This is a genomic window from Dactylosporangium darangshiense, assembly GCF_039537565.1.
Lineage (GTDB): Bacteria > Actinomycetota > Actinomycetes > Mycobacteriales > Micromonosporaceae > Dactylosporangium > Dactylosporangium darangshiense.
This window is the reverse complement of sequence record NZ_BAABAT010000009.1, coordinates 36,581-63,406: the sequence shown is the minus strand read 5'-3', so window position 1 is coordinate 63,406 and position 26,826 is coordinate 36,581. Positions and strand designations below refer to the sequence as shown.

Here is a 26,826-nt window from a genome sequence, read left to right as displayed (position 1 = left end):
AGGAAACTAGGTAGGGACTCCCCGGGCTCGGCGGGTGAGGGCGGGTGCAAGGTGGCCGGGCTAGCGTCGCAGGTGGGAGAGTCGGAAGGGGAGTCGCTATGTCGTCGACCACGACCGCACTCGCGGTCATCGTGATCGTGCTCATCGTCATCGCCGCCGTGGTGGTCGGCATCGGGCGGTACCGCCGCTCACGGGAGCTGCGCAAGCGCTTCGGCCCGGAGTACGAGCGGGTGGTCGCCGAGCAGCCCAGCCGCCGAGCGGCCGAACGCGACCTGCAGGGCCGGGAGCGCCGGCACGCCGAACTGTCGCTGAAGGAGCTCGAACCCGATCAGCGTCAGCGGTACGCCGAGCAGTGGCAGCGCACCCAGGCGCACTTCGTCGAGCAGCCGGAGATCGCCACCCGGGAGGCCGACGAGCTCGTCACGAAGGTAATGGCCGATCGCGGGTACCCCGTCGGCGACTTCGACACCCAGGTGCAGGACCTCAGCGTCGAGCACGCCGAGACCCTGGGCCACTACCGCGAGGCCCACGAGATCAACCAGGTCAACGAGCGCGGCCAGGCCTCGACCGAGCAGCTGCGACAGGCGCTGATGCACTACCGCATCCTGTTCGCCGAGCTCGTCGGCGACGCCTCGGGCGGCGGCCCGGTGCCGCGCCACGGCTGAAACCCAAGCCGCTGAACCCAATCCGGAAAGGCGGATCCGCCATGCAGGACGAACGGGGAACCGCGATCCCCATGCCACCGGCGACACCGACGCCGCAAACCCAGGGCCAGCCGCAGACCGGGGCCCAGCCGCAGACTCAGGCCCAGCCGCAGACCGGGACCCAGCCGCAGGCCGGGACCCAGCCGCAGACTCAGGCCCAGCCGCAGACCGGGACCCAGCCGCAGACTCAGGCGCAGCCGCAGACCGGGGCCCAGCCGGCGACCACGGCTCAGCCGCAGACCGGGACCCAGCCGGCGACCACGACGACGGTGAACGCGACCAGGACGGAAACGGGAGCCGACGAGGCCATCTGGGACCAGGGCCGGGCCGACGAGCTACGCCGGCGCTGGGGCGAGATGCAGACCAGGTTCGTCGAGGACCCGTCGGCCACGGTCTCCGAGGCCCGGCAGCTGGTCGACGAGGCGGTGCAGTCCCTCGCCGACAACGTCCACGAGCGCGAGGATCAGCTGGCGCGCGCCGGCGCCCGGGGCTCGGACAGCACCGAGGGCAAGCGCGACGCCGTGCTGCAGTACCACCGGCTGCTCGACCGGCTCCTGTCGGTCTGAGCGTCTGCGCTCAGGCCTCCGACATGGCGCTGAGGGTCGCCGCGACCAGCACCAGGGCGACCACCGCGAACGGGATGAGGATGCCGATGATGGTGCCCGGCCGGGCCAGCAGCGGCTTGCCCGGGTCCATCGGGGCCTTGCCGCTGCCGTCCGGCGCGAGCTGCCGCGCCGGCAGGTTGGCGACCTTCCCACGGCGCGCCAGGTTGATGAGGACCGTGATCGGGGCGATGATCACGGAGGCGTAGCCGTACCAGCCCTGCCAGAGGGTCTTGTCCCGGGCGTCAGGCGACCGGATCCCCCACCGCGTCCAGGTCGGTGTCCTGGTCCTGGGCGAGGACCGCGGCGGCCGGGCGGTCGCGGAAGACCCACCAGCGCGACGCCGAGTAGGTGAAGACGGCCACGACGGCCGAGGCGGCGACCCGGGCGACGCGGAAGTCCAGGCCCACCATGGTCAGGCCGGTCGTGACGTACACGGTGATGAGGAAGTCGCCGACCATCACCGCCGCGTACCGCAGGAACTGCCGCCCCACCGGCGCGTGCGAACGGAAGTTCACGGTCCGGTTCAGCGCGAAGTTGAGCCCGAACGCGCCGATGTAGGCGATGGCGACCGCGACGGCGATCGGCAAATGCGTCCAGTGCCGCAGCGCCGTCAGGACCCCCAGGTCGATGGCGAAGGTGAACGCGCCGAGCATCGCGAAGCCGACCAGCTCCCGCGGCAGGAAGCGGCGCAGCCGCGGCGGCAGCCGGTCGACCCAGGCGGTGAGGAAGTCGCCGAGGCGTTCGGCACGCGTGCGGTCCACCGTCATGGGCCCATCATGACGGAGGCCGCCGCCGCGCCGCCCACCAGGTTCCGATAGAGGACAGCGCGCCGCAGGCCCGGTTAACGGCCGGCAACGAGGTGGTGATCGAGGGCGTAGCGGGTGGCGGCGCTGCGGTTGCCGACGCCGATCTTGCGGTAGATCGCCCGCAGGTGTGCCGCGATGGTCCGCTCGCTGACGTGCAGGCGGCGGGCCATCTGCGCACTGGTGAGGCCCTCGGCGAGGATGCCGAGCACCATCCGCTCGCGCTCGGTCAGGCCGTGGTCGTGGCCGTCGCCCTGCGCCCCCTGCGCCTGGCCGGCGGGCGTCGGCGCGGGCTCCTCTTCGACGGCGGGCGTCGGCGGGCCCATCAACCGGCCGTGGTCCGGGCACCGGGCCAGGATCCGGCCGGCGCGGGCCCGCAACGCGGCGGCGGACTCGTCGTCGCCGAGCCGGTCGCGGGCCTCCGCCAGGGCGGTGAGCACCTCGACCAGCTCGAGGCGGTACGGGCCGCGGCGGACCAGCTCCAGCGCCCGGCGCAGGTGCGGCTCGGCCGTGTCGGGGCGGTCGTCGCCGAGGTCGAGCCAGCCGGCGACGTAGTGGCGGGCGTAGGTCATGCAATGCTCGTCGAGGCGGCGCCAGCGCTCGTCGTGGGCTGTGCGCTCGGTCCAGTCCCGGGCGGTCTCGAGGCGGCCGAGGTCGCAGTACGCGAGGAGGAGGCCGCCCTTGGCCTGCACCGCCAGCAGGTGCAGGTCGCCCGCGTCGGCGCGGGCCAGGCACCGGCGGAACCCGTACAGCGCCGCCTCGCACTCGCCACGGCGCCGATCGGCGAGGGCGGTGTGGACGAGCGACAGGTCGTACCAGACGGTGTCGCGAGGCAGGTCGTGCAGCGCGGTGTTCGACCAGCGCCGCGCCTCGGCGACGTCGCCCGCGGCGTAGCCGCGCATCTGGTGCAGCAGCGCCTTCTTGGCGTCGACCCGCTTGCGCAGGCGGGCGTTCATGGAGTCCGACCCGGAGGCCTCGTCCAGCCAGGCCAGGGCGCCGTCGAGGTCGCCGGCCAGCACCGCGGTCATCGAGCGGGCCACCAGCAGGCGCCCGTCGGCCTGCAGGATCGACCTGCCCATCGAGTCGAACCACGACACGACGGTGGAGAGGTCCCCGTCGTTGGCGACCCGGAAGTAGTCGGCGCGGATGAGCCGGCCGGCGGTGTCGGTGTCGCCGGCGGCCACGGCGTGGCGCACCGCCTCGATGAGCAGGCCCTGCTCCTGCAGCCAGTCCGCGGCGCGGCTGTGCAGCAGCGGGATGAGGTCCGGCTCGCTGCGGTGCAGCTCTCGCAGCAGGATGTCGCGCAGCAGGCGGTGGTAGCGGAACCAGGCGCCGCGGTTGTCCAGCTCGATGACGAACAGGTGGTCGTGCTCGGCCCGCTGCAGGTACTGCCCGGCGTCGCGGTCGCCGGTGACGTGGTCGCACAGCTCGGCGCAGTAGCGGTCCAGGATCGAGGTGCGGCGCAGGAAGGTGCGCACCGGCGCCGGCTCGCGGTCGAGGAGCTCGGTCATCAGGTACTCCGCGATGCCCCGGTCGGTGCCGGAGAAGGCCTGGACGAACTCGTGCCTGTCGGTGTCGGTCCGCCCGCGCAGCGACAGCGCGGCCAGGTGCAGCCCCGCGCACCAGCCCTCGGTGCGGTCGTAGAGCAGGTCGACGTCGGCGACGGGCAGGGGCGCGCCGACCTCCTGCTCCAGCAGGCGGGCGGCCTCCTCGCGGCTCAGGCGCAGGTCCTTCGGGCCGAGGTCGAGCAGCACGCTGCGCCCGACCAGTCGGCTGGTCGGCCAGCAGGCGGGCGGCTGCTGGCGGCTGGCCACGATGAGGCTCAGCGACGGCGGCAGGTGCTCCACCAGGAAGCCCAGGGTGCGGTGGATCTCCAGGGCGGTGACCGCGTCGTAGTCGTCGATGATGAGCGTCACCGGGTCGGCGAGCGGCGTCAGGTCGTTGATGAGCGTCGGCAGCACGTCGTCGATGATGGTGGTGCCGGGCGCGGCGAGGACCCGCCCGGCGCGTCTGGCGGCGTCGCCGACCGCCTCCGTGAGCGCGGCGATGACGTAGGCCCAGAACGAGGTGGCGATGTTGTCGGCGGCGTCGACGGTGTACCAGGCCAGGCGGGCCTGCGGCGCGATCTGCCGCGCGTAGAGGGCCAGCAGGGTCGACTTGCCGCAGCCGACCGGCGCGCCGACGTACGTGAGGCGGCCCGGCGCCACGCTGTCGGCCAGGCGGCGCACGAGCTGCGGGCGTTCGAGATGGCCGGGCCACAGCCGCGGCGCTACGAGCTTGTTGCGCAGCAGCGGGGTGAAGGCCACCGACGGCGCCGCCGGGGATGCCGGGACAGCCGGGAGAACCTCTTGCTCCAGCACCCATCGACCGTAGCGCGTAGGCGTAACAGCCTAGTAGGCCGCGTACGCCCAGGTTCGGCAGTTGTGCCGATGGTGGGGCTCTGCGCCGCCCGTAGCTTCGAGGACATCACCCGACCAGTCGCCATTTCGACGAGGAGAACCGACGGATGCGAGTCCTGATGATCGGTGCACCAGGTTCCGGCAAGGGCACCCAGGGCGCGCGGATCGCCGCGCATTTCAACGTCCCGCACATCGGCGCGGGCGACATCCTGCGCGGCCACGTGGCCCGGCGCACGGCCATCGGCCGGGCGGCTCAGGGACACCTGGACCGTGGCGGGCTGGTGCCCGACGAGATCGTGTTCGACGCGCTCGGCCATGCGCTGTGCGAGGTGGACGGCGGCTACATCCTCGACGGCATGCCCCGCACGGTGCCGCAGGCCGAACGGCTGCACCAGCTCGCGGTGGACCTGGGCCGGCTGCCGCAGGTCGCCCTGCACCTGCACGCCGACGACGAGGAGCTGACCCGCCGCCTGCTGGCCCGCGGCTCGACGGGCGGGCGCAGCGACGACACCGCGCCGGTGATCCGGGAGCGGCTGCGCCGCTACCACGAGACGACCTCGCCGCTGAAGGCGTGGTACGCGCTGCGCGGCATCCTGCTGCCGGTCGACGCGATGCGCCCCGCGGAGCACGTCGGCCACGAGATCGTCGCCGCGCTGGAGGCCCTGCGCCCGGCGGCGCTCGAAGAGGGCTTCGCGATCTGACCGTTCGTCCAGACCTGGTTGAGCTCGGCCGCGAACGCGAGGATGGTCCTGGCCGTTCAGGCCGCCGCGGTGCTGTCGCGCACGACGAGCTCCGTGGCGAGCTCGACCCGCTGTGTCTCGAGGTCCTCGCCCCGGGCCAGGCGCAGCACGGTGCGGGCGGCCAGCAGGCCCATCTCGGCCAGGGGCTGGCGGACGGTGGTCAGCGGCGGGGAGGCCCAGCGCGACTCCGGCAGGTCGTCGAAGCCGACCACGGAGACGTCGTCGGGCACACGCAGCCCGCGGCGGCGCACCGCCTCGTAGGCGCCGAAGGCCATCTGGTCGCTGGAGGCGAAGATGGCCGTCGGCGGCCGCTCCAGGCGCAGCAGCGCGTCGGCGCCGGCCCAGCCGGACTCGTGGTAGAAGTCGCCCGGCCGGACAAGCTCGGGATCGGCCGCGACGCCGGCGGCGGCGAGGGCCGCGCCGTAGCCGTCGAGACGGGCCCGGCTGCACAGCAGCCGCTCGGGGCCGGCGATGAAGCCGATGCGCCGGTGCCCGAGCGAGAGCAGGTGCTCGGTCGCGGCCCGGCCGCCGGCCCAGTTGGTCGCCCCGATCGTGGGCACGTCGTTGACCGGGCCGCCGGCCGGGTCGACGACCGCGACCGGGATGTCGAGGCGGCGCAGCTCGGCGTGCAGCGGCGGGGTCACGTCGGAGGTCACGAAGATGACGCCGTCGGTGGCCCGGGCGCGCAGGTTGGACAGCCACTGCCGGGCCGAGGCCGACTGGTCGTGGATCGCCGACACGACGGTGCCGATGCCGGTGGCGTGCGCGACCTCCTCGACACCGCGGATGATCTCCACCGCCCACGGGCTGTCGAGGTCGTTGAAGACGAGGTCGATGAGGCCGGAGGAGGCCCGGCCGCGGGCGGGGCGGCGGCGGTACCCGTGCTCGCGCAGGATCGCCTCGACCCGCTCGCGGGTGGCCGGCGAGACGTCGGCGCGGCCGTTGAGCACCCGCGACACGGTCGGCACCGACACGCCGGCCTCCCGCGCGATCGCGGTGATGGTGACCCGGCCCGCAAGACTTCCGGAAATCCCCTGGCTCACGCTTGCACCATACGGGTGCGCAACGGTCGGCAACAGCCGGAAGCCGCCTGAAAGACTTCCGGAAAACATTGACAGCCGTCCACAGCGGTCGAATACTGACGCCATCGACGGCCCTCGAACGAGGCGTCGATCCGGTCACCCGCCATGACCGCTTCGCCCACGCCGTGCCGCACCATGCCGCCCCGCCTGGGCCTCCCGTCACCCTGCGCACGAGGAGGAAGCGCGCACATGCACGACACCCCTGTCCGACCGAGGCGCCGGGCCCGGCTGCTGACCGGCGCCGCCGTCGCGGCGCTGGCCTGCGCCGCCGTGCTCGCCCCCGGCACCGCCCACGCGGCCATCACCACGAACCAGACCGGCACCAACAACGGCTACTTCTACTCGTTCTGGACCGAGGGCAGCGGCTCGGTCTCGATGAACCTCGGCTCCGGCGGCAACTACAGCACGTCGTGGAGCAACGCCGGGAACTTCGTCGCCGGCAAGGGCTGGAGCACCGGCGGGCGGATGAGCGTCAACTACTCCGGCAGCTTCAACCCGTCCGGCAACGCCTACCTGTCGCTGTACGGCTGGACGACGAACCCGCTGGTGGAGTACTACATCGTCGACAACTACGGCACCTACCGCCCGACCGGGACGTACAAGGGCACCGTCACCTCCGACGGCGGCACCTACGACATCTACGAGACGACCCGGTACAACGCGCCGTCCATCATCGGCACGGCGACGTTCAACCAGTACTGGAGCGTCCGGCAGAGCAAGCGCACCGGCGGCACCATCACCACCGGCAACCACTTCGACGCCTGGTCCCGCTACGGCATGAACCTCGGCAGCTTCAACTACATGATCCTGGCCACCGAGGGCTACCAGAGCAGCGGCAGCTCCAACATCACCATCGGCGGCACCACCCCGCCGCCGACGACCCCCGGCGGCGGCGGAGGCGGAGGTGGCGGCTGCACGGCCACCCTCTCGGCCGGGCAGAAGTGGAGCGACCGGTACAACCTCAACGTCGCGGTCACCGGCAGCAGCAACTGGACCGTGACGATGAACGTGCCGAGCCCCGAGAAGATCAGCGCGACGTGGAACACGAGCGCCACCTGGCCCAGCGCGCAGGTGATGGTGGCCAAGCCGAACGGCAGCGGCAACACCTTCGGGGTGACCATCATGGCCAACGGCACCTGGACCTGGCCCACCGTCTCGTGCAGCGCGGGGTGACGCCATGACCAGACGCCTGCTCGTCGCCGCACTCGCCGTCGCCACCTCGGCGCTGGCCACCACGCTCGCCGTGACCCTTCGCGCCGGGCCCGCCGGCGCGGCCACCTGCAACGGCTATGTCGGGCTCACCTTCGACGACGGCCCGTCCAACGACCACACCCCGGCGATCCTCAACGCGCTACGGCAGAACGGGCTGCGGGCCACGATGTTCAACGAGGGCCAGTACGCCGCCGCCTACCCCGGCCAGGTCGCCGCCGAGGTCGCCGCCGGCATGTGGGTCGGCAACCACAGCTACACCCACCCGCACCTGATCCAGCAGAGCCAGGCGCAGGTCGACTCGGAGGTCTCGCGCACCCAGCAGGCCATCGCCAACGCCGGCGGTGGCACCCCGAAGCTGTTCCGCCCGCCGTACGGCGAGACGAACGGCACCCTGCAGTCGGTCGAGGCCAAATACGGCCTGACCCAGATCATCTGGGACGTCGACTCGCAGGACTGGAACGGCGCGAGCGTCGACGCGATCGTGGCGGCCAACGCCCGGCTCACCAACGGCCAGATCATCCTGATGCACGAGTGGCCGGCCAACACCCTGGCCGCCATCCCGCGCATCGCGCAGGGCCTGGCCGGCCGCGGCCTGTGCGCCGGCATGATCTCGCCGCAGACCGGCCGCGCGGTCGCCCCCACGGGCGGCGGCGGAGGCGGGGGTGGCGGTGGTGGCGGCGGTGGCGGAGGAAGTTGTACCGCCACCCTGTCCGCCGGACAGCAGTGGAGCGACCGGTACAACCTCAATGTCACCGTCACCGGCTCCAGCACCTGGACCGTCACCATGAACGTCCCGGCGCCGGAGAAGATCATCGCCACCTGGAACGTCAGCGCCACCTGGCCCAGCGCACAGGTGATGGTCGGCAAGCCGAACGGCAGCGGCAACACGTTCGGCGTCACCATCCAGGCCAACGGCAAGTGGACGTGGCCGACGGTCTCCTGCAGTACCGGCTGACCCTGCGAGAGGGGGCGCGGCGGCGCCGCGCCCCCTTTCGTTCAGCAGCGCAGCACCGGTGCGCCGGTGCGCGCGAGGCGCTCGATGAGCACGCACGCGTCGGCCGGGCCGTCGTGGCGGGCGACGTCGTCGCGGATCGCCGCGGCCCGCTCGCGGTACGAGGGCTCGCCGAGCACCCGCCGCACCGCCGAGCGCAGCGCCGCCTCGGACGGCTCGCCGGTGCGCAGGTTCACACCGGCCCCGGCGAACGCGACCCGGTTCGCACCCCGTCGAACACCAGCTCCCGCCGCGCCGTGTCCCGGCTGGACAGCATGACTCGAACACCGCGCCGGTCGCCTCGACCCTGGCCCGGAACGCCGAGCCGGTGTAGAAGCGCACATCGTGCCCGCGGCTGACCAGCGCCGCAGCCAGCGGCAGCATCGGACGGACGTGCCCGACTTCGCCCCGCTCGTCGCGGCTGTGATGGCCAAGCCGGGCGGGCGGATCGTCGAGGCGCCGATGGACGCGTACTGACGCGGCTATCGTTGGCGCCGTGAACGACGCCCGCGCCTGGCGCCCGGAGGTGGAGGGGCGGCTGCGCGGGCTGCGCGACGAGGTCGCCGAGCTGGCCGGGCGGGCCCGGTCGGCCGGAGGCGCCGGCCCGGAGCAGGTCCGGGCGGGTGTCGTGGACGCGCTGCGGCGCCTGCGGCAGGCCGCACACCGCGCCTACCCGGCGCCGCTGGCGCAGCGCGGGCTCGAGGCGGCGCTGCGCGAGCTGCAGCACGGCGACGGGCCCGCGGTCCGCGTCGACTACACCGCGACCGGCGAGCCGCCGCCGGAGCTGGCCCTCGCCGTGTACGACGCCGTCGCCGACGCCCTGCAGGGCCCGGCCGTGTCCGTGCACGTCGCCGTCGCCGGGAACGCCGGCGCCCTCGACGCGACCATCGACGTGTCCGGGTGCGCCGGCCCGGACCGTCGGCGCGGGATCGCGCTCGGCGAGGCGGAGGAGCGCAGGAGCATCGAGCGGGAACTGCACGACGGGGTGCAGCAGAAGCTCATCGCCGCCGCCATGCTGCTGTCGTCGGCCACCGGCGGGCCCGACGCCGCCGACCTGCTCGACGGCGCCGCCGCCGACCTGCGCGCGATGCTGCTGCGCCGTCCGCCGTGGATGGTCGGCGGGGTGCCGTTCACCGAGTGCATCCGCGGCGCGGTGCGCGCCTATCCGGTGCCGGTCGACTTCACCTATGAGGTCGGCGCGCTGCCGCCGGCCGCGCAGGCCACCGCGTACTTCTTCGTCAGCGAGGCGCTCACCAACGTGGTCAAGCACTCCGGCGCCGCCGCGGCGCGGGTCCGCCTGACCGAGGCGGCGGGCGAGCTGCGCGTCGAGGTGTCCGACGACGGGCGCGGCGGCGCCGACCCCGGCCGCGGCTCGGGACTGCGCGGGCTGGCCGAGCGGCTGGCCCACATGGGCGGCCGGCTGGAGATCCGCAGTACCGACGGCGGCGGCACGACCCTCGTCGCGCACGTGCCGGTGGCATGAGGGACCGGTGGCATAAGGGCTCAGCCGCCGAACGGGCGGGGCGGCAGGACGGGCGGCGGGCGATCATCGGGCGCGGATCGGCGGCACCGGCGGCGGCGCATGGCGTCGGCGAGGGTCGAGAGCAGGCGTGTCGTGCTGAACATGCGCCGATTCTCGGCGCGGGCGGCGCTGGCGCGAACCGCGCTGGCCGCCACCCGCTCGTAGCAGCTGCCTGCTACTCGACGGCCTGCAGGTAGGCCAGCACCGCCAGGACCCGGCGGTGGCCCTGCGGGTCGGCGTCGACGTGCAGCTTGGCGAAGACGGCGTTGCAATGCTTCTCGACCGTGCTCTCCGCGATGCCCAGGGCCGCGGCGATCGCTTGGTTGGTGGCGCCCTCGGCGACGAGCCCGAGGACCTGGAGCTCCCGGTTCGTGAGCGTCGCGAGGGGGTCGGCGGCCTTGCGCATGAGCCGCGACACCACCTCCGGGTCGAAGACGGTGCCGCCGGCCGCGAGCACCCGCAGCGACTCGGCGAGGCGGGCCACGTCGGTGACGCGGTCCTTGAGCAGGTACCCGAACCGCCCGCCCGGCGCCCGGACCAGCTCGGCGACGTCGGCGACCATCAGGTGCTGCGACAGCACCAGCACCGCCACGTCCGGGTGGGCGCGGCGGATCGCGGTGGCCGCGCGCAGCCCGTCGTCGGTGTGGGTCGGCGGCATCCTGATGTCGGCGATGACGACGTCGGGGCGCAGCCGCTCGACGAGGTCCGGCAGTTCGCCGGCGTGCCCGGTGGCGCCGACGACCACCATGTCGTGCTCGGCGAGCAGGCGGCCCAGCCCGTCGCGGATGAGTGCCGAGTCGTCGCCGACCACGACGCGCAGCCGCTCACCCGTCACCGGATCACCCTACTCCGGCGTCGCTGACGGGGGCGGCCTGCCGCGACCCGGCCGCGATCTCCCTCCGGTTGGCCAGCAGGCTCGTCGCGGTCACGATCGCCAGGGTCGCGACGATGACCAGCAGCGACAGCGGGGTCGGCACGTCGGGCACCCACGCCCAGACCGTGTGCGCCCAGTGCAGCACCAGCTTGCCGCCGATGAACGCCAGGATGATCGCCAGGCCGTGGTTGAGGTGGCGCAGCTTCGACAGGGCGTTGCGCAGCACGAAGTACAGCGCGCGCAGCCCCAGCAGCGCGAACGCGTTGGTGGCGAAGACCAGGTAGGGGTCGCTCGTCACGCCGTACACCGCGGGCACCGAGTCCACGGCGAACACCACGTCGGTGAGGAACACCGCGGCGACGACGAGCGCCATCGGGGTGAGCGCCCGCCGCCCGGCCTGGCGCACGGTGAGGCGGGCTCCGTGGTACTCCTCCGTCACCGGCATCAGCCGGCGCAGCAGCCGCGTGCCGCGCATTGAGCCGGGGTCGACCTGGTGCTCGTTGCCCCGCAGCGCGTCGCGCAGCACCTTCGCCGCGGTCACGATGAGCACGGCGCCGAACAGCAGGAACGCCCACGTCCCGGCGGACAGCAGCGCGGCACCGGCGGCGATGAAGATGCCGCGCAGCACCAGGGCGCCGACGATGCCGTAGAGCAGCACCCGCTGCGCGAGCGCCGACGGCACCGCGAACGCGCCGAGCAGCAGCATGAAGACGAACAGGTTGTCGACCGACAGCGACTTCTCCACCACGTAGCCGGTGAAGAACTCGACGCCGGCGGTGCCGCCGTGCGCCAGCCAGACGTAGGCGCCGAAGCCCGCAGGCAGCGCCAGGTAGAACACCGACCACGCCACCGCCTCGCGCATCGGCACGTCGTGCGGCTTGCGGGTCATCACGAAGTCGAGCGCGAGCAGCCCCAGCAGGACGGCGACGGTGACCGTCCACAGGGCGGGCGACGCGATGGACTGGGTCATGCGGGCTCCCTCGAACGCAGCACTGCTCGTTCGAGGTCTCTCTCACCCGCCGCGTTGCTGGCGGGCGCCGCCCGGAAGCCGCGTCGGCGGCTCGTCCTGACCGGGTCGACCTTTGCGAGATACTCCCCTCGGCGGCCGAGACTACCGGCCCAACCTGAACGTTTCCTGGGACAGGAGCAGATGAGCGCCCGCAGCGTGTACCGCTGGACGATGCTGTCGATCATCGTCGCCTGCGCCGTCGTGTCCTACGTCGTGCTCACCCGCCGGCACCCCGACCGCCCGGTCCAGCCGGGCCCCCGCCCCAACTTCCAGCTGCCGTTCCCGTGCGGCGAGCGTTGGCGCCTCACGACGTACCCCGGCCACGACGACTACGACATCGACTTCTTCGCCGCCGAGGGCGAGTCCGGCGGCCGGACGGTGGTCGCCTCGGCGCCCGGCACCGTCACGTGGGCGGGCTGGAGCGCCACCCTGGACAACGGCGCGCAGGCCGCGCCGGGCGCGTCGGGCACCCGCGGCGGCCTGGGCTTCGGCGTCATCATCGACCACGGCGGCGGCTGGTTCACCACGTACGGCCACCTGGCGGGCGCACCGGGAGTCCGCACCGGCGACCGCGTGGGCCAGGCCCAGCCGCTGGGCCAGGTCGGCCACACCGGCTCGACGAAGGTCGACCACCTGCACTACGAGCAGCTCGACGACACCCGCGACCCGCGCCACACCCGCGGCGTCCAGGACAAGGTCGAGTCGATCTTCGACGGCGTCCCGTCGGGCATCACGTCGGACGGCAGCGCCGCGACGGGCCCGCTGCGCACCGCGGGCCCGCAGTCCCCCGACCAGACCCGCACGAGCCGCAACTGCGGTTGACGCTCGTCAGAGCGGCGAGGCGAGGGACTGCGTGCCGAGCACGACGGCCAGGGCGAGGCGTTGCGCGTCCTCGGTGCCGGGCTCGGCCGTGTAGACGCCGATGCGCAGGTCGTCCGTCGCGACCAGCAGCGTGTCGCAGTCCAGCGTGATGCGGCCCACCGCGGGATGGTCGACGACCTTGCGCTTCGACAGGTCGGGCAGCGGCGGGGGCGCCTGGGAGTCCCAGAGCTCGTCGAAGCGCGGGCATCGGGCCGACAGCTCGGCGACGAGGCGGCGCAGGGACCGGTCGGCCGGGTAGCGGGAGGCGGTCAGCCGAAGGTCCGCGACCAGGCGCGCCTCGTGGTCGGCCCGCTCCTGCGCGGTGTGGACCACCCGGGACGGCGGACCGGCGAGGTTGCGCCAGATCGCGTTGCGCTCGATCCCGCTCCACGCGGTGGTCGAGCCCATCACGGCGTCGTACGGCGCGTTCGCCGTCACCAGCGTCCAGGTGGCGTCGTAGACCACGACCGGGGTGTCGACCAGGCGGTCGAGCAGGCGCTGCACGCTCGGCGTGATGCGCGACGGGACCACGTCCAGGCCGGGCGGGGCGTGGCCGGCCAGGCGGTACAGCAGGTCCCGCTCCGGGTCGGCCAGCCGCAGTGCCCGGGCCAGCGCCTCCACCACCTGCGCCGACGGGGTCGTCGCACGGCCCTGCTCCAGGCGGGTCAGGTAGTCGGCCGAGATGCCGGCCAGGCCGGCCAGCTCCTCGCGCCGCAGGCCCGTCGCGCGGCGGCGCCGGCCGACGGGCACGCCGACGTCCGACGGTGCGACGCGGTCGCGCCAGTGGCGCACCATGCGGCCGAACTCCCACTCCTGCACCCGCCCAGTCTGCCCGCGCGCGGCCGCGAATGTCCTGGCCCTGGCACTCCTACGACAACGCGACGACTGCCTGACGGGCCGGCGGACCGGCACGCTGGGCCCATGACCGTACTGATCACCGGCCCGACCCGCGGCCTCGGCCACGCCGCCACCCTCGCCATGGCCGACCGCCCGCGGGCGGACCTTCTGCTGGTCGGCCGCGGGCTGGCCCAGGTCGCCGCGGAGGCCCGCTCCCGCGGCGCAACCGTCCACGAGATCGAGTGCGACCTGTCGCGGCTCTCGGACGTGCGGGCGGCGGCGGCGAGCGTGCGGGGCCTGCTGGAGGCCGGAACCGTGCCGCCGCTGCGCGCAATCGTCGCCAACGCCGGCGCCATGTCCGCCGACACCCGGCGCGCGTCCGCCGACGGCTACGAGCTGACGTTCGCCGTGAACTACCTCGCGCACGCCCAGCTCATCGGCGACCTGCTCGGGTCGCTCGCCGCGCCGGCCCGGATCGTGCTGATCGGCTCGAACACCTACTACGCGAACTTCTGGCGCCGGCTGCTCGGCGTGCCCGGCGCGGACTGGCGCGACCCGGTCGAGATCGCCCGGCCCGCGACCGGCGCCGACAACCCCGGCACCAGGGCCTCCGGGGCCGCCTACTCGACCGCCAAGCTGGCGATCCTCTACTACGCCCACGAGCTGCAGCGCCACGCCGGGCCGGGCGTCGCGGTCACGGTGTTCGAGCCGGGCTGGATGCCGGGCACCGCGCTGGGCCGGGAAGCGCCGGCCGCCCTGCAGGCGATCGGGCGCGGCATCGCCCGGCTGCCGGGCGTGGCCACCCCGGAGACCTCCGGCCCGCAGCTGGCCTCGATCGCGCTCGACGACCGGTGGGCCCACCTGCGCGACGGCGCGTTCGTGGTGCGGGGCCGGCCGGCCGAGGTACGGCCGGAGGCACACGACCGGGACCGCGAACAGCGCCTGTGGACGGCGACCGCGCAGCTGCTCGCGTCCGGCGCCTAGCGGGAGCTAGACGGCGCGCAGCCCGGACCGCAACGGCCGCTCGGCCAGGAGCTCGACGAGCCGCTCGGCGTCGCGGTGCGCGTTGCGGGTGTCCACCAGCAGGTGCAGCTCGTCCGCGTCCGCGGCCAGGTGGCGCAGCCGGGCCGCCCAGTCCGCGAGCCGCGGCTCGTCGGGCCGTTCGTCGCGCTCGCCGGCGCCGTGCTCGGGCTTCGCGGGGTCCTCCAGGCGGACGATCGCGGGCTCGGCCGTCACCGCCAGGCCGTGCACGTCGCTCACGCACACCAGGGCGGCGCCGGCGTCGTGCAGCATCAGCAGCGTCTCGGCGGCGCGCGCGCCCTCGAACCAGGACGGGTGGCGCAGCTCGACCGCGGGGGGGCGCGGTGCGCAGCGCTCGATCGTGTCGAGGACGCGGCGGCGGGCGGCCGGGCCGTACGCCAGCCAGCCGGGGAAGCTCAGCAGGACCGCGCCCAGGCGGCCGGCGTCCTCGAGCGGGTCCAGGGCCTGGTGCAGACGCAGCCAGAGCTCCTCGACGGCCTCGATGGGCAGGTCGCCGCGGCGCAAGGGGGTGGTCAGGTCGGCGCCGGCGGGGCGCAGGTCCGCGGGCAGGGCGGCCAGGCTCGTCGGGTGGCCCGTCAGCAGGCCGAACGCCTTCACGTCGAAGGTGAACCCCGGCGGGGTCGCGGCGGCCCAGGCCGCCGTGATCTCGGGTGCCGGGATCGCGTAGTGGCCGGTGTCGGCCTCGACCAGGTCGAAGCGGCTCGCGTAGTGGGCCAGGCGACCGGCGGGGGTGCGGACCGAGCGCGGGTACCAGCCGGAGGCGAGCTGCCGGCGGTTCGCCCATGACGCCGTGCCGACGCGAACTACACCCATGTAATTCATTCGACCCCGAACGGGCGCGAACCGCAAATTCCGAGGCCGGCGCCCGGACCCGGAATTCCTGAACGCTGTCCGTGCAGTTAAGGTGCAGCGATGAGGGACACCATGGCGGCGCCGGGCAGGCCGCGTGATCCGCAGGTGGACCAGCGGATCGCCCGGGCCGCGCTGGACGTGTTCGGCGACGGCGGCTGGGCCGGGTTCTCCGTCGAGAGCGTCGCCCGGCGGGCCGGGGTCGGCAAGGCGTCGGTGTACCTGCGCTGGAGCGGCAAGGAGGCGCTGCTCGCCGACGCGCTCACGACCGGCCTGGTGCGCATCAGTGACGTCGACACCGGCACCCTGCACGGCGACCTGGTCGAGCTCGCGCGGCAGATGCTGCAGTTGTACGCCGGGCCGGCCAGCCGCGCCGCCCTGCGCCTGGCCCTGGAGGCGGCCACGATCCCCGGCGTCGCCGAGCCGTACGAGGCGATGCGCACCGGTCAGGTCACGGCCGCGCGGGCGATCGTGCGCCGCGGCATCGGCCGGGGCGAGCTGCCCGCGGAGGCCTCGGTCACGCTCCTGCTGGAGACCCTCGCGGGCGGCGCCATGATGCACGCGCTGAGCACGCCGCCGGACCGGCGCGCGGCGGCGGCCGCCGACACGGCCGGGCACGCCCGGCGGCTCGTGGACTTCCTGCTGCACGCCGTCACCGCACGGGCGGAGAACCAAGCATGATCGTCACCGGTACCGCACAACGCCACGCCTGGCAGCAACGCACCCTGCCACCGGTCGAGCGGGTCCGGCCCGACGTGTGGTCGTTCCCGGTGCCGATTCCGGACAGCCCATTGCGGTACACCATCTGCTATGGCTTTGTGGACGACTCGGGTGTCGTGCTGGTCGACCCCGGCTGGGACACCGCCGAGGGCCGGGCGGCGCTGACCGCGGGCCTGGCGGCGGCGGGCGCCGGCATCGGCGACGTCACGGGCGTCGCCGTCACCCACGTGCACCCCGACCACCACGGCCTCAGCGGCTGGGTGCGGGAACAGAGCGGCGCGTGGATCGGCATGCATCCCGAGGAGGCGCGCACGCTGCCGGGCCGGGTGTGGCGCGACCGGCGCCCGGAGCACGACCGCGCGTGGCTGCTTCGCCACGGCACCCCCGAGGCCGACGCGGCCGCGCTGGCCGTCGACCCGGGGCGCATCGGCCACATCCTCGGCATGGCCGAGCCGGACCGCACGATCGAGGACGGCGACCTGCTGCCCATGCGGCGCCACGAGGTGCGGGCGATCTGGACGCCGGGGCACACGCCCGGGCACCTGTGCCTGCACGAGGCCGGCGCCGGCATCCTGCTCACCGGCGATCACCTGCTGCCGCGGATCAGCCCCAACATCGGCGTCTACACCGAGGACGGCGACCCGCTCAGCGCCTACCTCGACTCCCTCGAACTGACCGCGAAGTTCGGCGCCGACGAGGCGTTGCCGGCGCACGAGTACCGCTTCCGGGGCCTCGACGTGCGCGCCGCCGACCTCATCCGCCACCACGACGAGCGCGGGCGGGAGATCCTGCGCGTGCTCGACACCCTCGGGCCGGCGACGGCCTGGGACGTCGCGGCCGCGCTGACGTGGTCGCGGGGCTGGGACTCGCTGCGCGGCATGCTGCGCCGGATGGCCCTCGCCGAAACGCTCGCGCACCTGCGCCACCTCGACGGCGCCGGCGCCCTGCGCTGCGTGGACGGCACGCCGGTGCACTGGCGCCTGAGCTGAACCCCGCGCGGGCTGAGGGGCGGATCACAGCCAGAAACATAATGCCACTATATAAGCCCGTGATATAAAAATTGGGTGTCCGGGGAGCTTGACGGTGCTGCGCTGGCGAACGGCCTTGAGCGGGTCGTGGCGCTGCTGCGCAGGCTTGCGCCGGGTGAAGGTGTGTCGCTGGCGAAGGCGGCCACGCTGCGGACCCTCGACACGCACGGGCCGTGCCGCGTCTCCGAGCTCGCGGCGCGGGACGGCATCACGCAGCCGGCCATGACACAGCTGGTCTCGCGCCTGGAGCACGACGGCTACGCCGAGCGGCGCTCGTGCGAGGGCGACGCGCGGGTGGTCATGGTGCATCTCACCGCCGCCGGCGCTGACCTGCTGCGACGGCGCCGCGCGGCGCGCGCCGAGCTGCTCGCGCAGCTCGCCGGGCGGCTCAGCGCGGACGACCGCGCCGCACTCGAGGCCGCACTGCCCGCACTGGACCGGCTCGTCGCCGCGTATCACACCGATTCCGGGGGTACCTCCACATGAACCATCAGCACAGTCCCGCAACCGTCAGCCCGTTCCGCCAGCCAAGGGCGGTGTGGGCGGTCGCATTCGCCTGCGTCGTGTCGTTCATGGGCATCGGCCTGGTCGACCCGATCCTGCCGGCGCTGTCGGCCAAGCTGCACGCGACGCCCAGCCAGGTGTCGCTGCTGTTCACCAGCTACCTGCTGGTCACCGCCGTCGCCATGCTCCTCACGAACATGGTGTCCAGCCGGATCGGACCCAAGCGGACCCTCATCGCCGGCCTGGTGCTGATCGTCATCTTCGCGGGCCTCGCCGGTACCTCGGACACCATCGGCGGCATCGTCGGCTTCCGCGCCGGCTGGGGGCTGGGCAACGCGCTGTTCATCGCCACCTCCCTCGCCGTCATCGTCGCGTCCGCGAGCGGCGGCTTCGGCGGGGCGATCATCCTGTACGAGACGGCGCTGGGCATCGGCATCGCCGTCGGGCCGCTGCTGGGCGGCACCCTCGGCGGGATCAGCTGGCGCGGGCCGTTCTACGGCGTCAGCGTGCTCATGTTCATCGCGCTCATCGCCACCATCACGCTCGTGCCGAAGACCCCGAAGCCGGCCGAGCGCACGTCGCTGGTCGCCCCGATCGCCGCGCTGCGCCACCGCGGGCTGCTGATCATGAGCCTGACCGCCGTGTTCTACAACTGGGGCTTCTTCACGATGCTCGGGTACGCGCCGTATCCGATGCACCTGTCGGAGCACCGGCTCGGCCTCGTCTTCACCGGCTGGGGGCTGCTCGTCGCCGTCTTCAGCGTCGCCGTCGCGCCGCGGCTGCAGCGGCGCTTCGGCACGGCCAAGACGCTGTACGCCAACCTGTTCCTGCTCGCCGTCGTGATGGCCGTCATCGGCGCGTACACCGACTCCGCCACGACCGTCATCGTCGCGGTCATCGTGTGCGGCGCGTTCATCGGCATCAACAACACCCTGACCACGCAGGCCGTCATGACCGTCGCCCCGGTGCCGCGGCCCGTCGCCTCCGCGTCCTACGGGTTCGTGCGCTTCATCGGCGGCGGCCTCGCGCCGTTCGTCGCCGGCAAGCTCGCCGAGCACTTCAACATCCACGTCCCGTTCTATGCGGGCGCCGCCGCGTTCCTCATCGCGATCGCCGTGCTCGCCACCGGCCACCGCATCCTGACCGACGCCGAGGCGCCGGCCGAGGAGGCGACCGGGCCGGCACACGCCGTCGCCGAGATCGTCACCGTCGGGCGCACCGGCGAGGCGAACGACCAGGCGCCGATCGTCGTCGCCGTCGACGCCGGCCCGGCCGCCGCGGCGGTGACCGCGGCCGCCGCCGACCTCGCCGAGCGGCTGCACGCCCCGGTGGACCTGCTGCACGTCCACGAGATCGCGGTCGTCGGCGACGAGGCCGTGGACCGCGAGTCGTACGAGCAGGCCCGCGACCGCGTCCGCGCGCACCTGGACGCCCTCGCCGCCCGCGGCGTGCCCGCTGCCGGCCACATCCTGCGCAGCGTCGCCGACCACGGCCACGCCGGCAGCGTGATCGCCCGGCACGCCGAGGCCGTCGGCGCCCGCCTCATCGCCATCGGCCGCCCGTCGCACGGCGGGATCGCGCACATGCTCGACGGCAGCGCCGGCGAGCGCCTCATCGCCGAGGCCGGCTGCCGCGTGCTGGTCGTGCCGCCCGACGCCGAGGGCGCCCAGGACCACGAAGGCCGCCAGCGGATCGGCGCCAACGGGTAGGTCAGCGCCCTCTTCGGGTCTTCGTGTTGCGCCAGTCGCGCGGCGTCATGCCGTACGACTGGCGCAACACGCGGCTGAGGCCTTTACGCCGCCGCAACGGCTGTTCGTCTCCAATGGGGGCATGAACCACGACGCATCCCTGTCGGCACCGCCCCGCCGCACCCGCACGATCGTGCTCCTCGGCCTGGCGATCCTCGGCGTGGCGAGCGCCGCGTTCGTCGTGCGGCGGCCGCTCATGATGGCCGCTCCGGCGTGCATGGCCGGGCGGTGGCACGGCTGCCTCGACACGGAGAACGGGGTGCTGCTGGTCACGCTGGTCACGCTGCCGCTGGCCGCGCTGGTGGCGTTGGCCCTGGCGGGCCTTCGGCGTGGCGCCGGCGGCACATCGGCGTGGCGGATGTCGCTGGCCGAGGTGGGCATGGTCCACGGGACGGTGCCGTTCCTCTGGATCACCATGATGCCGGGCGCCGGTGCCGGCACCGTCCCCGGCCGGGTGAGCCTGGTGCCGCTGCGGGACCTGCTCGCGATGGGTCCGCTCGGGGTCCTCGGCAACCTGCTGATCTTCGCGGCGCTGGGGTTCTTCGCCCCGATGCGGTTCGCGGCGCTGGCGTCCCTGCCGCGGATCCTGGCGCTCGGGGCGGGCTGCTCGGTCCTGGTCGAGACCGCGCAGTACGTCCTGCGGCTGGACCGGGTGTCCTCCGTGGACGACGTCCTGGTCAACGCCGCCGGCGCCGTGCTGGCCGCGCTGGCGTCGCGCCGCTGGTGGCGCACGCCCTCGGACCGGCCTCGCTCCGGGCTGCCTCGTCCAGCTCACGACACGGGGTCGTGACTTCGACCGCCGCGTGTTACGTGACCCCCGCGGGGTGCAGGGGCTCGGCGATGACCGGGCCGGTGGACGCGGCCAGGAACAGGTCCGGCGGTACCTCCACCGAGTGCGGTATCGGATCGATGCCGTCCAGCAGTTGGGCCAGCAGCGCCGCCGCCGTGCGCCCGAGGGCGGGCCAGGGCGCGCGGGCCACGGTCAGCTCCGGCCGGGCCAGGGTGCCGAGCCCGGACTCGTCGAGGGCCGCGACGGACAGGTCGCGCGGCACGCGCAGGCGGCGGTCCGCGGCGGCGCGCAGCGCACCCGTCGCGAGCCGGTCGTCGGCACAGATCAGCGCGGTGGGTGCACCCGGGCGCTCGAGCAGCTCGCCGGCGGCCCGGCGACCGTGATCCGGGCTCGCCTCGGCAACGCGGCGGACGAGGCGCGGTGCGAAGCCGGCGCCCGAGGGCGGGGTGGCGCACGTGATCAGGGCGATGCGGTCGTGCCCGAGCGCCCGCAGGTGCGCGGCCAGGTCGCGAAGCCCCGCGGCGGGGTCGGACCAGGCGGCGGGGACGTCGCGCAGCACCGGCGGGCGCGAGTCGACGAGCGCGAACGGGTACCGCCGGTTGCGCAGGCGCTGCAGGAGGTGCACCGGGTCGGGCGGGCGGACCAGGATCGCGCCGAGCGCGCCGGCCTCGGAGCCGCTCAGCATCGGGACCAGGCCGTAGGACTCCAATGACTCCACAATGGACGCTACGGCCTGGCCGGGTGGGGCGGTCAGCGGGTGCGGGCAGCGCACGAGCACCACGCCGCGCCTCGGGTTGGGCATCGTGTGCCTTTCCACGCCGGGTGGTGCGCCCGGGAGACCCGGGCGCCCACGACGAGCACTGCTAGTGGGTGAAGGTGAGCCAGTTGACGTTGACGAAGTCGGCGGGCTGGCCGCTGGTGAAGGTGAGGTAGACGGTGTGGACGCCCGTCGTGGCGGCGATGTTCGCCGGGATGGTACGCCAGGACTGCCAGCCGCCCGTGTCGGCCACGGCGAAGCTGCCGATCGGGGTCGCGGTCGGGCTGTCGAGGCGCACCTCGACCAGGCCGCTCGCGCCGCCCGCGATGCCCGACGCGACGCGGGCGGAGAAGGTGCGGGCCGCGCTCGAGGTGAAGTCGACGCCGTCGAAGCGCAGCCAGTCGCCGTTGGTCACGTAGGCGACGTTCTGGCCGCCGCCGGTGTCCGTCGTGGTCTCCAGCTGTCGTCGGACCAGGCGACGGTCCAGCCGGACGGGACGGTGAGGGACGCTTCGGCCGGCCAGGCGGCGGCGATGCCGGCGGTCAGCAGGGTGAGGGCGGCGCCGGCGACGGTCAGCCGGCGGGCGGTTCGCGGTCGGACAGTTGGCATGTCGACCTTTCCTGAGGGCGGGTGTTCAGAGAGCGCTCTCTAGACAGTTTATCAGTAACAACGTCTACTGATGAGAGCGCTCTCACGCGATGCCTTTGTACGCTCGCGGTCGCATCGATGTCAAGGCATGGGTCTTGACATCGATGCGACGCCGGGTAGATTTACGGCAACCCTCACGTTCCGCTGATCGGTAACCGCGCGCTGTCACCCAGACAGCCGCTGCGACGGCTCGGCATACGCCGTCGTGCCCGTAACACTCGCCGGACGGCACCGGCGGACCGCCTGACTATTCGTGCAGCGAATCGGCGCGCCCGCACGCGGACACCGTTGACGACGAGTTACGAGGGGGCCGCAGCATGCCCGTCATCACCGTGCGCAATCCGGGCACCGGTGAAGCGCTGGGCGACGTCGCCGAGCACGAACCCGGCCAGGTCGACACGATCGTGACCGGCGCCGCCGGCGAGGGGCGCCGCGCGATGGCCGCGATGCCCGCGCACGAGCGCGAGGCGCTGCTGCGCCGCATCGCCGGGCTGATCGAGGCCGAGCAGGAGGACCTGGCGCGGCTCCTGGCCGCCGAGAACGGCAAACCCATCCAGCAGACGCGCGGCGAGGTCCAGGCCGCCGTGCGCATCTTCCGCGCCTACGCCGGGGAGGCCACGCGGCTGTTCGGCCGCCAGATCCCGCTCGACGCGGTGCCGGGGCTGGAGCGCCACCTCGCCGTCACCGTCCGTGAACCGCTCGGCGTCGTCGCCGCGCTCGTGCCGTTCAACTACCCGGTGGAGCTGTACGCGCACAAGGCGGCCGCCGCGCTCGCCGCCGGCAACGCCGTGCTGGTCCAGCCGCCGCTGCGCTGCCCGCTGGCCGTGCTGCGGGTCGCCGAACTCGTCGAGGTCGCCGGGGTACCGGACCGCGCGCACCAGGTCGTCATCGGCGGCGCCGCGCTGTCGCAGTCACTCGCCGCGCACCCGGACATCGCCGCGGTCAGCCTCACCGGCAGCACCACCGCCGGGCGGGAGATCGCGCGGCTCGGCGCGGCGACGCTGAAGAAGGTCTGCCTGGAGCTCGGCGGCAACGACGCGCTCATCGTGTGCGCCGACGCCGACCCCGAGGAGGCCGCCCGCGCCGTCGTGCTGGGCCGCCTCGCCCGCGGCAACGGGCAGATCTGCTGCGCGGTGAAGCGGGTGTACGTCCAGTCGCCGATCCACGACGCCGTCGTCGACGCGCTGCTCGCGCAGACGGCGAAGCTCACCGTCGGCGACCAGCTGCTCGAGCCGACCGACGTCGGACCGCTGATCGCGCAGGCGGCAGCCGAACGGGTGGAGGCCGCGGTACGGACCCTGGTCGGCGACGGCGCCCGGCTCGTGGCCGGCGGCGGGCGCAACGGCGCGTTCGTCGACCCGGCCGTCCTCGTCGACGTGCCGGCCGCGAGCCGGGCGTTCGCCGAGGAGATCTTCGGGCCGGTCGCGCCGGTGGCCCGCTTCGACGACGTCGACGAGGCCGTCGCGATGGCCAACGAGTCGCCGTACGGGCTGCAGGCGGCCGTGTTCACCCGCGACATCGGCCGCGCCTTCGACGTCGCCCGGCGCCTCGACGTCGGCGGCGTCGTCGTCAACGGCTCCACCGCGCTGCGCGCCGAGAACCTGCCCTTCGGCGGCACCAAGGACACCGGCGGGTACCGCGAGGGCGTCCACGACACCGCGCTGGACCTCACCCGGCAGAAGACGATCATCGTGATGGACGCGTTCCGGTGAGCCTGCGCCTCCGCGGCGTGCGCAAGGAGTTCGCGGGCGTCGAGGTGCTGCACGGCGTCGACTTCGACGCCGAGCCGGGGCAGGTGCTGGCGATCGTCGGGGCCAACGGCGCCGGCAAGTCCACGCTCATCCGCATCCTCGCCGGCGCGCTGCCGATGAGCGGCGGCGAGATCAGCATCGGCGGCGAGCGGGCCGAGCTGCGCTCGCCGCACGACGCGCACGACCTGGGGATCCGCACGGTGTACCAGGAACTCTCCCTCGTGCCGGAGCTCAGCGTCACCGAGAACCTGCTCATGGGCAACTTCCCGCGCCGCTACGGGCTCATCGACTGGCCGGCCGCGCACCGTCGCGCGCAGCAACTGCTCGACGCCGCCGGGTTCGGCATGATCGACCCGCGGGCCCGGGCGGGCCGGCTGCCGGTCGCCCGCCAGCAGATGGTCGAGATCGCCAAGGCGCTCGTCAGCGATCCCCGGATCCTCGTGCTGGACGAGCCGTCGGCGGTGCTGGCCGGCGCCGACCTCGAGGCCCTGTTCGCCCTCGTGCGGCGCCTGCGCGACCGCGGGGTGCTGGTGCTGTACGTGTCGCACCGCCTCGCCGAGGTCCTCGGCCTCGCCGACCGGATCGTCGTGCTGAAGGACGGCACGGTGGTCGCCACCCCGGAGCCGGAGCACACCACGGAAGCCGATCTGGTACGCCTGATGGCCGGCCGGCAGATCGAGCGCATCTACCCGGCGCGCCGCCCCGCGCCGGGCGAGGCGCGCCTGAGCGTCGCCGGGCTCAGCCGCACCGGCGAGTTCGACGACGTGTCGTTCGAGGTCCGCGCCGGCGAGATCGTCGGGCTCTTCGGCCTCGTCGGCTCCGGCCGCAGCGAGCTCGCCGCGTGCCTGTTCGGCGCGAGCCCGCCGGCGCACGGCGCGGGCGCGCAGCCGGACCCGGCGGCGGCGATCCGGGCCGGGATCGCGTTCGTCACCGAGGACCGGGCGGGCAGCGGCCTCGTGCTCGGCCTCACCGTACGCGACAACATCGGCCTGGCGACGTGGCGCACCGCCCGCCGCGGCCCGTTGCTGGACCGGGCGCGGCAGCGCCGCGAGGCCGACGGCATGATCGAGCGCCTCGACATCCGGCCGCCGCACTGCGCCGGGATGCCGGCGGTGCGGCTCAGCGGCGGCAACCAGCAGAAGGTCGTCCTCGCCAAGTGGCTGCTCACCGGGCCGCGGGTGCTCATCCTCGACGAGCCGACCCGCGGCGTCGACACGGCCACCCGGGTCGAGATCTACCGGCTCGTCGACGACCTCGCCCGCGGCGGGCTGGCCGTGCTGCTCATCTCCTCCGACCTCACCGAGGTGCTCGGCGCCACCGACCGGGTCCTCGTGATGAACGCCGGCCGGCTCGTCGGCGAGCTGCCGTCGGAAGGCACCACCGAGGACCAGGTTCTGGAAAGGGCGATCGCATGACCGGGATGTCGCTGCCGGCTGTCAGGGTCCGCGGGCGGGACGTCACCGTGGAGCTCGCGTTCACGCTGCTGATCGTCGCGCTCGTCGCCGTCGCGGCGAGCACCTCCGACAGCTTCCTGTCCCAGACCAACCTCACCAACCTGCTCAAGCAGATGGTCACCACCGGGCTGCTCGCGTTCGGGATGCTCGTGGTGATCCTCACCGGCGGCATCGACCTGTCCGTCGGCTCCGTCGTCGCGTTCGCCGGCATCGTCACCGCCGGCCTGGTCGCCGAAGCGCCGATCCCGTTCGCCATGGCCGTCGGCATCGCCAGTGGCGTCGCGTTCGGCGCGGTCAACGGCGTGCTGGTCGCCCGCTTCGCGCTGGCGCCGTTCGTGGTGACCCTGGCCGCGCTGACCACGATCCGGGGCCTGGCGTTCGTGTACTCGGAGGTGCCGATCGCCCCGGCGGACCCGGGGTTCCTCTGGCTCGGCTCGGCGATGGCCGGGCCGATACCGCTGATCACGCTCGTGATGCTGGCCGTCTTCGGCGCCGGCGGGGTGTTCCTCTCCCGGACCCCGGCCGGGCGCTCGATCATCGCCATCGGCGGCAACGTCGAGACGGTGCGCCTTGCGGGCATCAACGTGCGGCGCCACATCGTGCTGGCGTACGTCATCAGCGGCTTCTGCGCCGGCCTGGCGGGTGTCATCCTCACCAGCCGCGTCGGCATCGCCCAACCCAGCGTCGGGGTCGCCTTCGAACTCGACGCGATCGCGGCCTGTGTCATCGGCGGCGCGAGCCTGGCCGGCGGCAAGGGTTCGGCCAAGGGTGCCTTCGGCGGGGTGCTCGTCCTGGTCCTCATCAACAACCTGCTGAACCTCTACGGGGTGCAGAGCTTCTGGCAGCAGGTGGCGAAGGGACTGATCATCATCGCGGTCATCCTCGTGCAACGCACGAACCGGCCGCGCACCGCGAAGGGACGCGCATGATCTCGGGTAAGCAACGGTTACTGGCCGGCCTGCTGGCCGCCGGCGTGGCGCTGACGACCGCCGCGTGCAAGGGCGACGACGCCGGCAGCGGTGCCGGCGGGGCCAAGACGTACACGATCGGCATCGCCAACTTCCTGCTCAGCGGGCCCTACTTCAGCGGCATGGACGCCGCCATCGCCGCGCAGGCCAAGACGAAGGGCAACGTCAAGACCGTCAGCACCGACGCCGGCGGCGACGCGGCGAAGCTCGCCGCCAACGTCGAGGACCTGCTGAGCAAGAACGTCGACGCCATCATCATCTCCGGCGGGCCGCTGGAGTCCGCGCCGGCCGCGCTGAACGCCATCAAGGCGGCCGGCAAGCCGGTCGTGCTCGTCGACCGCAAGTTCGCCGTCGGGGAGTACACCAGCTGGATCGGCCCCGACAACGAGGCGATCGGCAAGCAGGACGGGCAGTTCCTGGCCCAGAAGCTGACCGCCGGCGGCAAGGTCGCCATCATCAAGGGCGGCCCCGCCGACAACTCCATCGGCCTGGCCCGCACCAACGGGCTCAAGTCGGTGCTGGGCAAGGACTCCCGCTTCACGCTCGTCGAGGCGCCCGACTTCGGCAACTGGGGCTCCGACGGCGGGCTGACCGTCATGGAGGGGCTGCTGGCCAAGCACTCCGACCTCGTCGCCGTGTTCTGCGAGAACGACGCGATGTGCCTCGGCGCGCAGCGCGCCATCGCCTCGGCGAACAAGACCGCCCAGATCGTGCTCGCCGGCGTCGACGGGCAGGCCGAGGCGCTCAAGGCCATCCAGGACGGCACGAACTACGTCGTGACCGGGCTCAACAGCCCCAACCAGATCGGCAAGCTGGCGCTGGACCGGACCGTCGAGGTGCTCGGCGGCGCCAAGGTCGAGAAGGACACCGTCGTGCCGTCGCCGCAGATCACCAAGGAAACCGCCGCGCAGTACATGAACGCCTAGAGG

At 73.7% G+C, this 26,826-nt stretch carries 30 protein-coding genes and 1 pseudogene; 18 read left to right on the top strand and 13 right to left on the bottom strand.

Annotation, left to right across the window (positions count from 1 at the left end; genetic code table 11):
* Positions 1 to 98 precede the first annotated feature (98 nt).
* A complete protein-coding gene (locus ABD901_RS18750) occupies positions 99 to 665 on the top strand; it encodes a hypothetical protein (RefSeq protein WP_345128289.1) in 567 nt (188 codons plus the stop codon).
* A gap of 41 nt (positions 666 to 706) precedes the next feature.
* A complete protein-coding gene (locus tag ABD901_RS18745) occupies positions 707 to 1,270 on the top strand; it encodes a hypothetical protein (protein ID WP_345128288.1) in 564 nt (187 codons plus the stop codon).
* 10 nt (positions 1,271 to 1,280) lie between these two features.
* On the opposite strand, the gene ABD901_RS18740 is transcribed toward ABD901_RS18745, so the two are convergent.
* The 3 genes from ABD901_RS18740 to ABD901_RS18730 all read right to left on the bottom strand — a co-directional run bounded on the left by ABD901_RS18740 (position 1,281) and on the right by ABD901_RS18730 (position 4,472).
* On the bottom strand, positions 1,281 to 1,505 hold the full coding sequence (locus ABD901_RS18740) for a hypothetical protein (protein WP_345128287.1): 225 nt from the start codon (positions 1,503 to 1,505) through the stop codon (positions 1,281 to 1,283).
* 46 nt (positions 1,506 to 1,551) lie between these two features.
* Complete coding sequence (locus tag ABD901_RS18735; protein WP_345128286.1) at positions 1,552 to 2,076, bottom strand: GtrA family protein; 525 nt, start codon at positions 2,074 to 2,076, stop codon at positions 1,552 to 1,554.
* 74 nt (positions 2,077 to 2,150) lie between these two features.
* Positions 2,151 to 4,472 carry a helix-turn-helix transcriptional regulator gene (locus ABD901_RS18730; RefSeq protein ID WP_345128285.1) on the bottom strand — a complete coding sequence of 774 codons (2,322 nt, stop codon included), beginning with the start codon at positions 4,470 to 4,472 and terminating at the stop codon, positions 2,151 to 2,153.
* 146 nt (positions 4,473 to 4,618) lie between these two features.
* Here ABD901_RS18730 and ABD901_RS18725 point away from each other — a divergent pair, with 146 nt between their 5' ends.
* A complete protein-coding gene (locus ABD901_RS18725; protein WP_345128283.1) occupies positions 4,619 to 5,212 on the top strand; it encodes an adenylate kinase family protein in 594 nt (197 codons plus the stop codon).
* Positions 5,213 to 5,268: 56 nt separating this feature from the next.
* Here ABD901_RS18725 and ABD901_RS18720 read toward each other — a convergent pair whose 3' ends face one another.
* A complete protein-coding gene (locus tag ABD901_RS18720) occupies positions 5,269 to 6,294 on the bottom strand; it encodes a LacI family DNA-binding transcriptional regulator (RefSeq protein WP_345128282.1) in 1,026 nt (341 codons plus the stop codon).
* A 228-nt stretch (positions 6,295 to 6,522) separates the two neighbouring features.
* Here ABD901_RS18720 and ABD901_RS18715 point away from each other — a divergent pair, with 228 nt between their 5' ends.
* Complete coding sequence (locus ABD901_RS18715) at positions 6,523 to 7,506, top strand: glycoside hydrolase family 11 protein (protein ID WP_345128281.1); 984 nt, start codon at positions 6,523 to 6,525, stop codon at positions 7,504 to 7,506.
* Between the two features lie 4 nt (positions 7,507 to 7,510).
* Positions 7,511 to 8,500, top strand: coding sequence for a polysaccharide deacetylase family protein (locus ABD901_RS18710; RefSeq protein WP_345128280.1), 990 nt, complete (start codon positions 7,511 to 7,513; stop codon positions 8,498 to 8,500).
* A gap of 41 nt (positions 8,501 to 8,541) precedes the next feature.
* Here the strand turns inward: ABD901_RS18710 and ABD901_RS18705 are convergent, their stop codons facing one another.
* On the bottom strand, positions 8,542 to 8,733 hold the full coding sequence (locus tag ABD901_RS18705) for a hypothetical protein (RefSeq protein WP_345128278.1): 192 nt from the start codon (positions 8,731 to 8,733) through the stop codon (positions 8,542 to 8,544).
* Between the two features lie 148 nt (positions 8,734 to 8,881).
* On the opposite strand from ABD901_RS18705, the gene ABD901_RS18700 reads away from it, so the two are divergent.
* Together ABD901_RS18700 and ABD901_RS18695 are read left to right on the top strand one after the other, a co-directional pair.
* Complete coding sequence (locus ABD901_RS18700) at positions 8,882 to 9,013, top strand: hypothetical protein (RefSeq protein WP_345128276.1); 132 nt, start codon at positions 8,882 to 8,884, stop codon at positions 9,011 to 9,013.
* 19 nt (positions 9,014 to 9,032) lie between these two features.
* Positions 9,033 to 10,019, top strand: a complete 987-nt coding sequence (locus tag ABD901_RS18695) for a sensor histidine kinase (protein WP_345128275.1) — start codon at positions 9,033 to 9,035, stop codon at positions 10,017 to 10,019.
* 20 nt (positions 10,020 to 10,039) lie between these two features.
* On the opposite strand, the gene ABD901_RS18690 is transcribed toward ABD901_RS18695, so the two are convergent.
* From ABD901_RS18690 to ABD901_RS18680, 3 genes are all read right to left on the bottom strand, one after another.
* Positions 10,040 to 10,162 carry a hypothetical protein gene (locus ABD901_RS18690; protein ID WP_345128274.1) on the bottom strand — a complete coding sequence of 41 codons (123 nt, stop codon included), beginning with the start codon at positions 10,160 to 10,162 and terminating at the stop codon, positions 10,040 to 10,042.
* Between the two features lie 71 nt (positions 10,163 to 10,233).
* Positions 10,234 to 10,893, bottom strand: a complete 660-nt coding sequence (locus ABD901_RS18685; RefSeq protein WP_345128273.1) for a response regulator — start codon at positions 10,891 to 10,893, stop codon at positions 10,234 to 10,236.
* 4 nt (positions 10,894 to 10,897) lie between these two features.
* Positions 10,898 to 11,902, bottom strand: a complete 1,005-nt coding sequence (locus ABD901_RS18680; RefSeq protein WP_345128272.1) for a TerC/Alx family metal homeostasis membrane protein — start codon at positions 11,900 to 11,902, stop codon at positions 10,898 to 10,900.
* A 180-nt stretch (positions 11,903 to 12,082) separates the two neighbouring features.
* Here ABD901_RS18680 and ABD901_RS18675 point away from each other — a divergent pair, with 180 nt between their 5' ends.
* Positions 12,083 to 12,763 carry a M23 family metallopeptidase gene (locus tag ABD901_RS18675; protein ID WP_345128271.1) on the top strand — a complete coding sequence of 227 codons (681 nt, stop codon included), beginning with the start codon at positions 12,083 to 12,085 and terminating at the stop codon, positions 12,761 to 12,763.
* A 6-nt stretch (positions 12,764 to 12,769) separates the two neighbouring features.
* Here ABD901_RS18675 and ABD901_RS18670 read toward each other — a convergent pair whose 3' ends face one another.
* On the bottom strand, positions 12,770 to 13,621 hold the full coding sequence (locus tag ABD901_RS18670; RefSeq protein ID WP_486303870.1) for a helix-turn-helix transcriptional regulator: 852 nt from the start codon (positions 13,619 to 13,621) through the stop codon (positions 12,770 to 12,772).
* Between the two features lie 102 nt (positions 13,622 to 13,723).
* Between ABD901_RS18670 and ABD901_RS18665 the strand changes: the two genes are divergently transcribed.
* Positions 13,724 to 14,623: an SDR family NAD(P)-dependent oxidoreductase gene (locus ABD901_RS18665; RefSeq protein WP_345128270.1), complete on the top strand. Its 900-nt coding sequence runs from the start codon at positions 13,724 to 13,726 to the stop codon at positions 14,621 to 14,623.
* 6 nt (positions 14,624 to 14,629) lie between these two features.
* Here the strand turns inward: ABD901_RS18665 and ABD901_RS18660 are convergent, their stop codons facing one another.
* Complete coding sequence (locus tag ABD901_RS18660; RefSeq protein WP_345128269.1) at positions 14,630 to 15,493, bottom strand: DUF72 domain-containing protein; 864 nt, start codon at positions 15,491 to 15,493, stop codon at positions 14,630 to 14,632.
* 99 nt (positions 15,494 to 15,592) lie between these two features.
* Here ABD901_RS18660 and ABD901_RS18655 point away from each other — a divergent pair, with 99 nt between their 5' ends.
* The 5 genes from ABD901_RS18655 to ABD901_RS18635 all read left to right on the top strand — a co-directional run bounded on the left by ABD901_RS18655 (position 15,593) and on the right by ABD901_RS18635 (position 20,319).
* Positions 15,593 to 16,210 (top strand): TetR/AcrR family transcriptional regulator, encoded by a 618-nt coding sequence (locus ABD901_RS18655; protein WP_345128268.1) that lies wholly within the window; start codon positions 15,593 to 15,595, stop codon positions 16,208 to 16,210.
* The gene (locus ABD901_RS18650; RefSeq protein ID WP_345128266.1) at positions 16,207 to 17,238 is read left to right on the top strand and encodes an MBL fold metallo-hydrolase; all 1,032 of its coding nucleotides are present in this window, start codon (positions 16,207 to 16,209) and stop codon (positions 17,236 to 17,238) included. Before ABD901_RS18655 ends, ABD901_RS18650 begins: the two co-directional genes overlap by 4 nt.
* Positions 17,239 to 17,313: 75 nt before the next feature.
* Positions 17,314 to 17,763 (top strand): MarR family winged helix-turn-helix transcriptional regulator, encoded by a 450-nt coding sequence (locus tag ABD901_RS18645; RefSeq protein ID WP_345128264.1) that lies wholly within the window; start codon positions 17,314 to 17,316, stop codon positions 17,761 to 17,763.
* Positions 17,764 to 17,813: 50 nt separating this feature from the next.
* Positions 17,814 to 19,490, top strand: coding sequence for an MFS transporter (locus ABD901_RS18640; protein ID WP_345128263.1), 1,677 nt, complete (start codon positions 17,814 to 17,816; stop codon positions 19,488 to 19,490).
* A gap of 121 nt (positions 19,491 to 19,611) precedes the next feature.
* Positions 19,612 to 20,319, top strand: a complete 708-nt coding sequence (locus tag ABD901_RS18635; protein ID WP_345128262.1) for a VanZ family protein — start codon at positions 19,612 to 19,614, stop codon at positions 20,317 to 20,319.
* A 16-nt stretch (positions 20,320 to 20,335) separates the two neighbouring features.
* Here ABD901_RS18635 and ABD901_RS18630 read toward each other — a convergent pair whose 3' ends face one another.
* The 3 genes and pseudogenes from ABD901_RS18630 to ABD901_RS18620 form a co-directional block, all read right to left on the bottom strand.
* The gene (locus tag ABD901_RS18630) at positions 20,336 to 21,121 is read right to left on the bottom strand and encodes a substrate-binding domain-containing protein (RefSeq protein WP_345128261.1); all 786 of its coding nucleotides are present in this window, start codon (positions 21,119 to 21,121) and stop codon (positions 20,336 to 20,338) included.
* A gap of 61 nt (positions 21,122 to 21,182) precedes the next feature.
* Positions 21,183 to 21,518, bottom strand: a pseudogene (locus tag ABD901_RS18625) (carbohydrate-binding protein); the annotation flags it as partial.
* Complete coding sequence (locus tag ABD901_RS18620; RefSeq protein WP_345128260.1) at positions 21,488 to 21,685, bottom strand: hypothetical protein; 198 nt, start codon at positions 21,683 to 21,685, stop codon at positions 21,488 to 21,490. The gene ABD901_RS18620 and the pseudogene ABD901_RS18625, both read right to left, overlap by 31 nt.
* A 356-nt stretch (positions 21,686 to 22,041) precedes the next feature.
* On the opposite strand from ABD901_RS18620, the gene ABD901_RS18615 reads away from it, so the two are divergent.
* From ABD901_RS18615 to ABD901_RS18600, 4 genes are read left to right on the top strand one after another with little or no spacing between them, the layout of a single operon-like run.
* Positions 22,042 to 23,436 (top strand): aldehyde dehydrogenase family protein, encoded by a 1,395-nt coding sequence (locus ABD901_RS18615; RefSeq protein WP_345128259.1) that lies wholly within the window; start codon positions 22,042 to 22,044, stop codon positions 23,434 to 23,436.
* A complete protein-coding gene (locus tag ABD901_RS18610) occupies positions 23,433 to 24,890 on the top strand; it encodes a sugar ABC transporter ATP-binding protein (protein WP_345128258.1) in 1,458 nt (485 codons plus the stop codon). Before ABD901_RS18615 ends, ABD901_RS18610 begins: the two co-directional genes overlap by 4 nt.
* The gene (locus tag ABD901_RS18605; RefSeq protein WP_345128257.1) at positions 24,887 to 25,858 is read left to right on the top strand and encodes an ABC transporter permease; all 972 of its coding nucleotides are present in this window, start codon (positions 24,887 to 24,889) and stop codon (positions 25,856 to 25,858) included. The genes ABD901_RS18610 and ABD901_RS18605 overlap by 4 nt, the downstream gene beginning before the upstream one ends.
* Positions 25,855 to 26,823: a substrate-binding domain-containing protein gene (locus ABD901_RS18600; RefSeq protein ID WP_345128256.1), complete on the top strand. Its 969-nt coding sequence runs from the start codon at positions 25,855 to 25,857 to the stop codon at positions 26,821 to 26,823. Before ABD901_RS18605 ends, ABD901_RS18600 begins: the two co-directional genes overlap by 4 nt.
* Positions 26,824 to 26,826 lie beyond the last annotated feature (3 nt).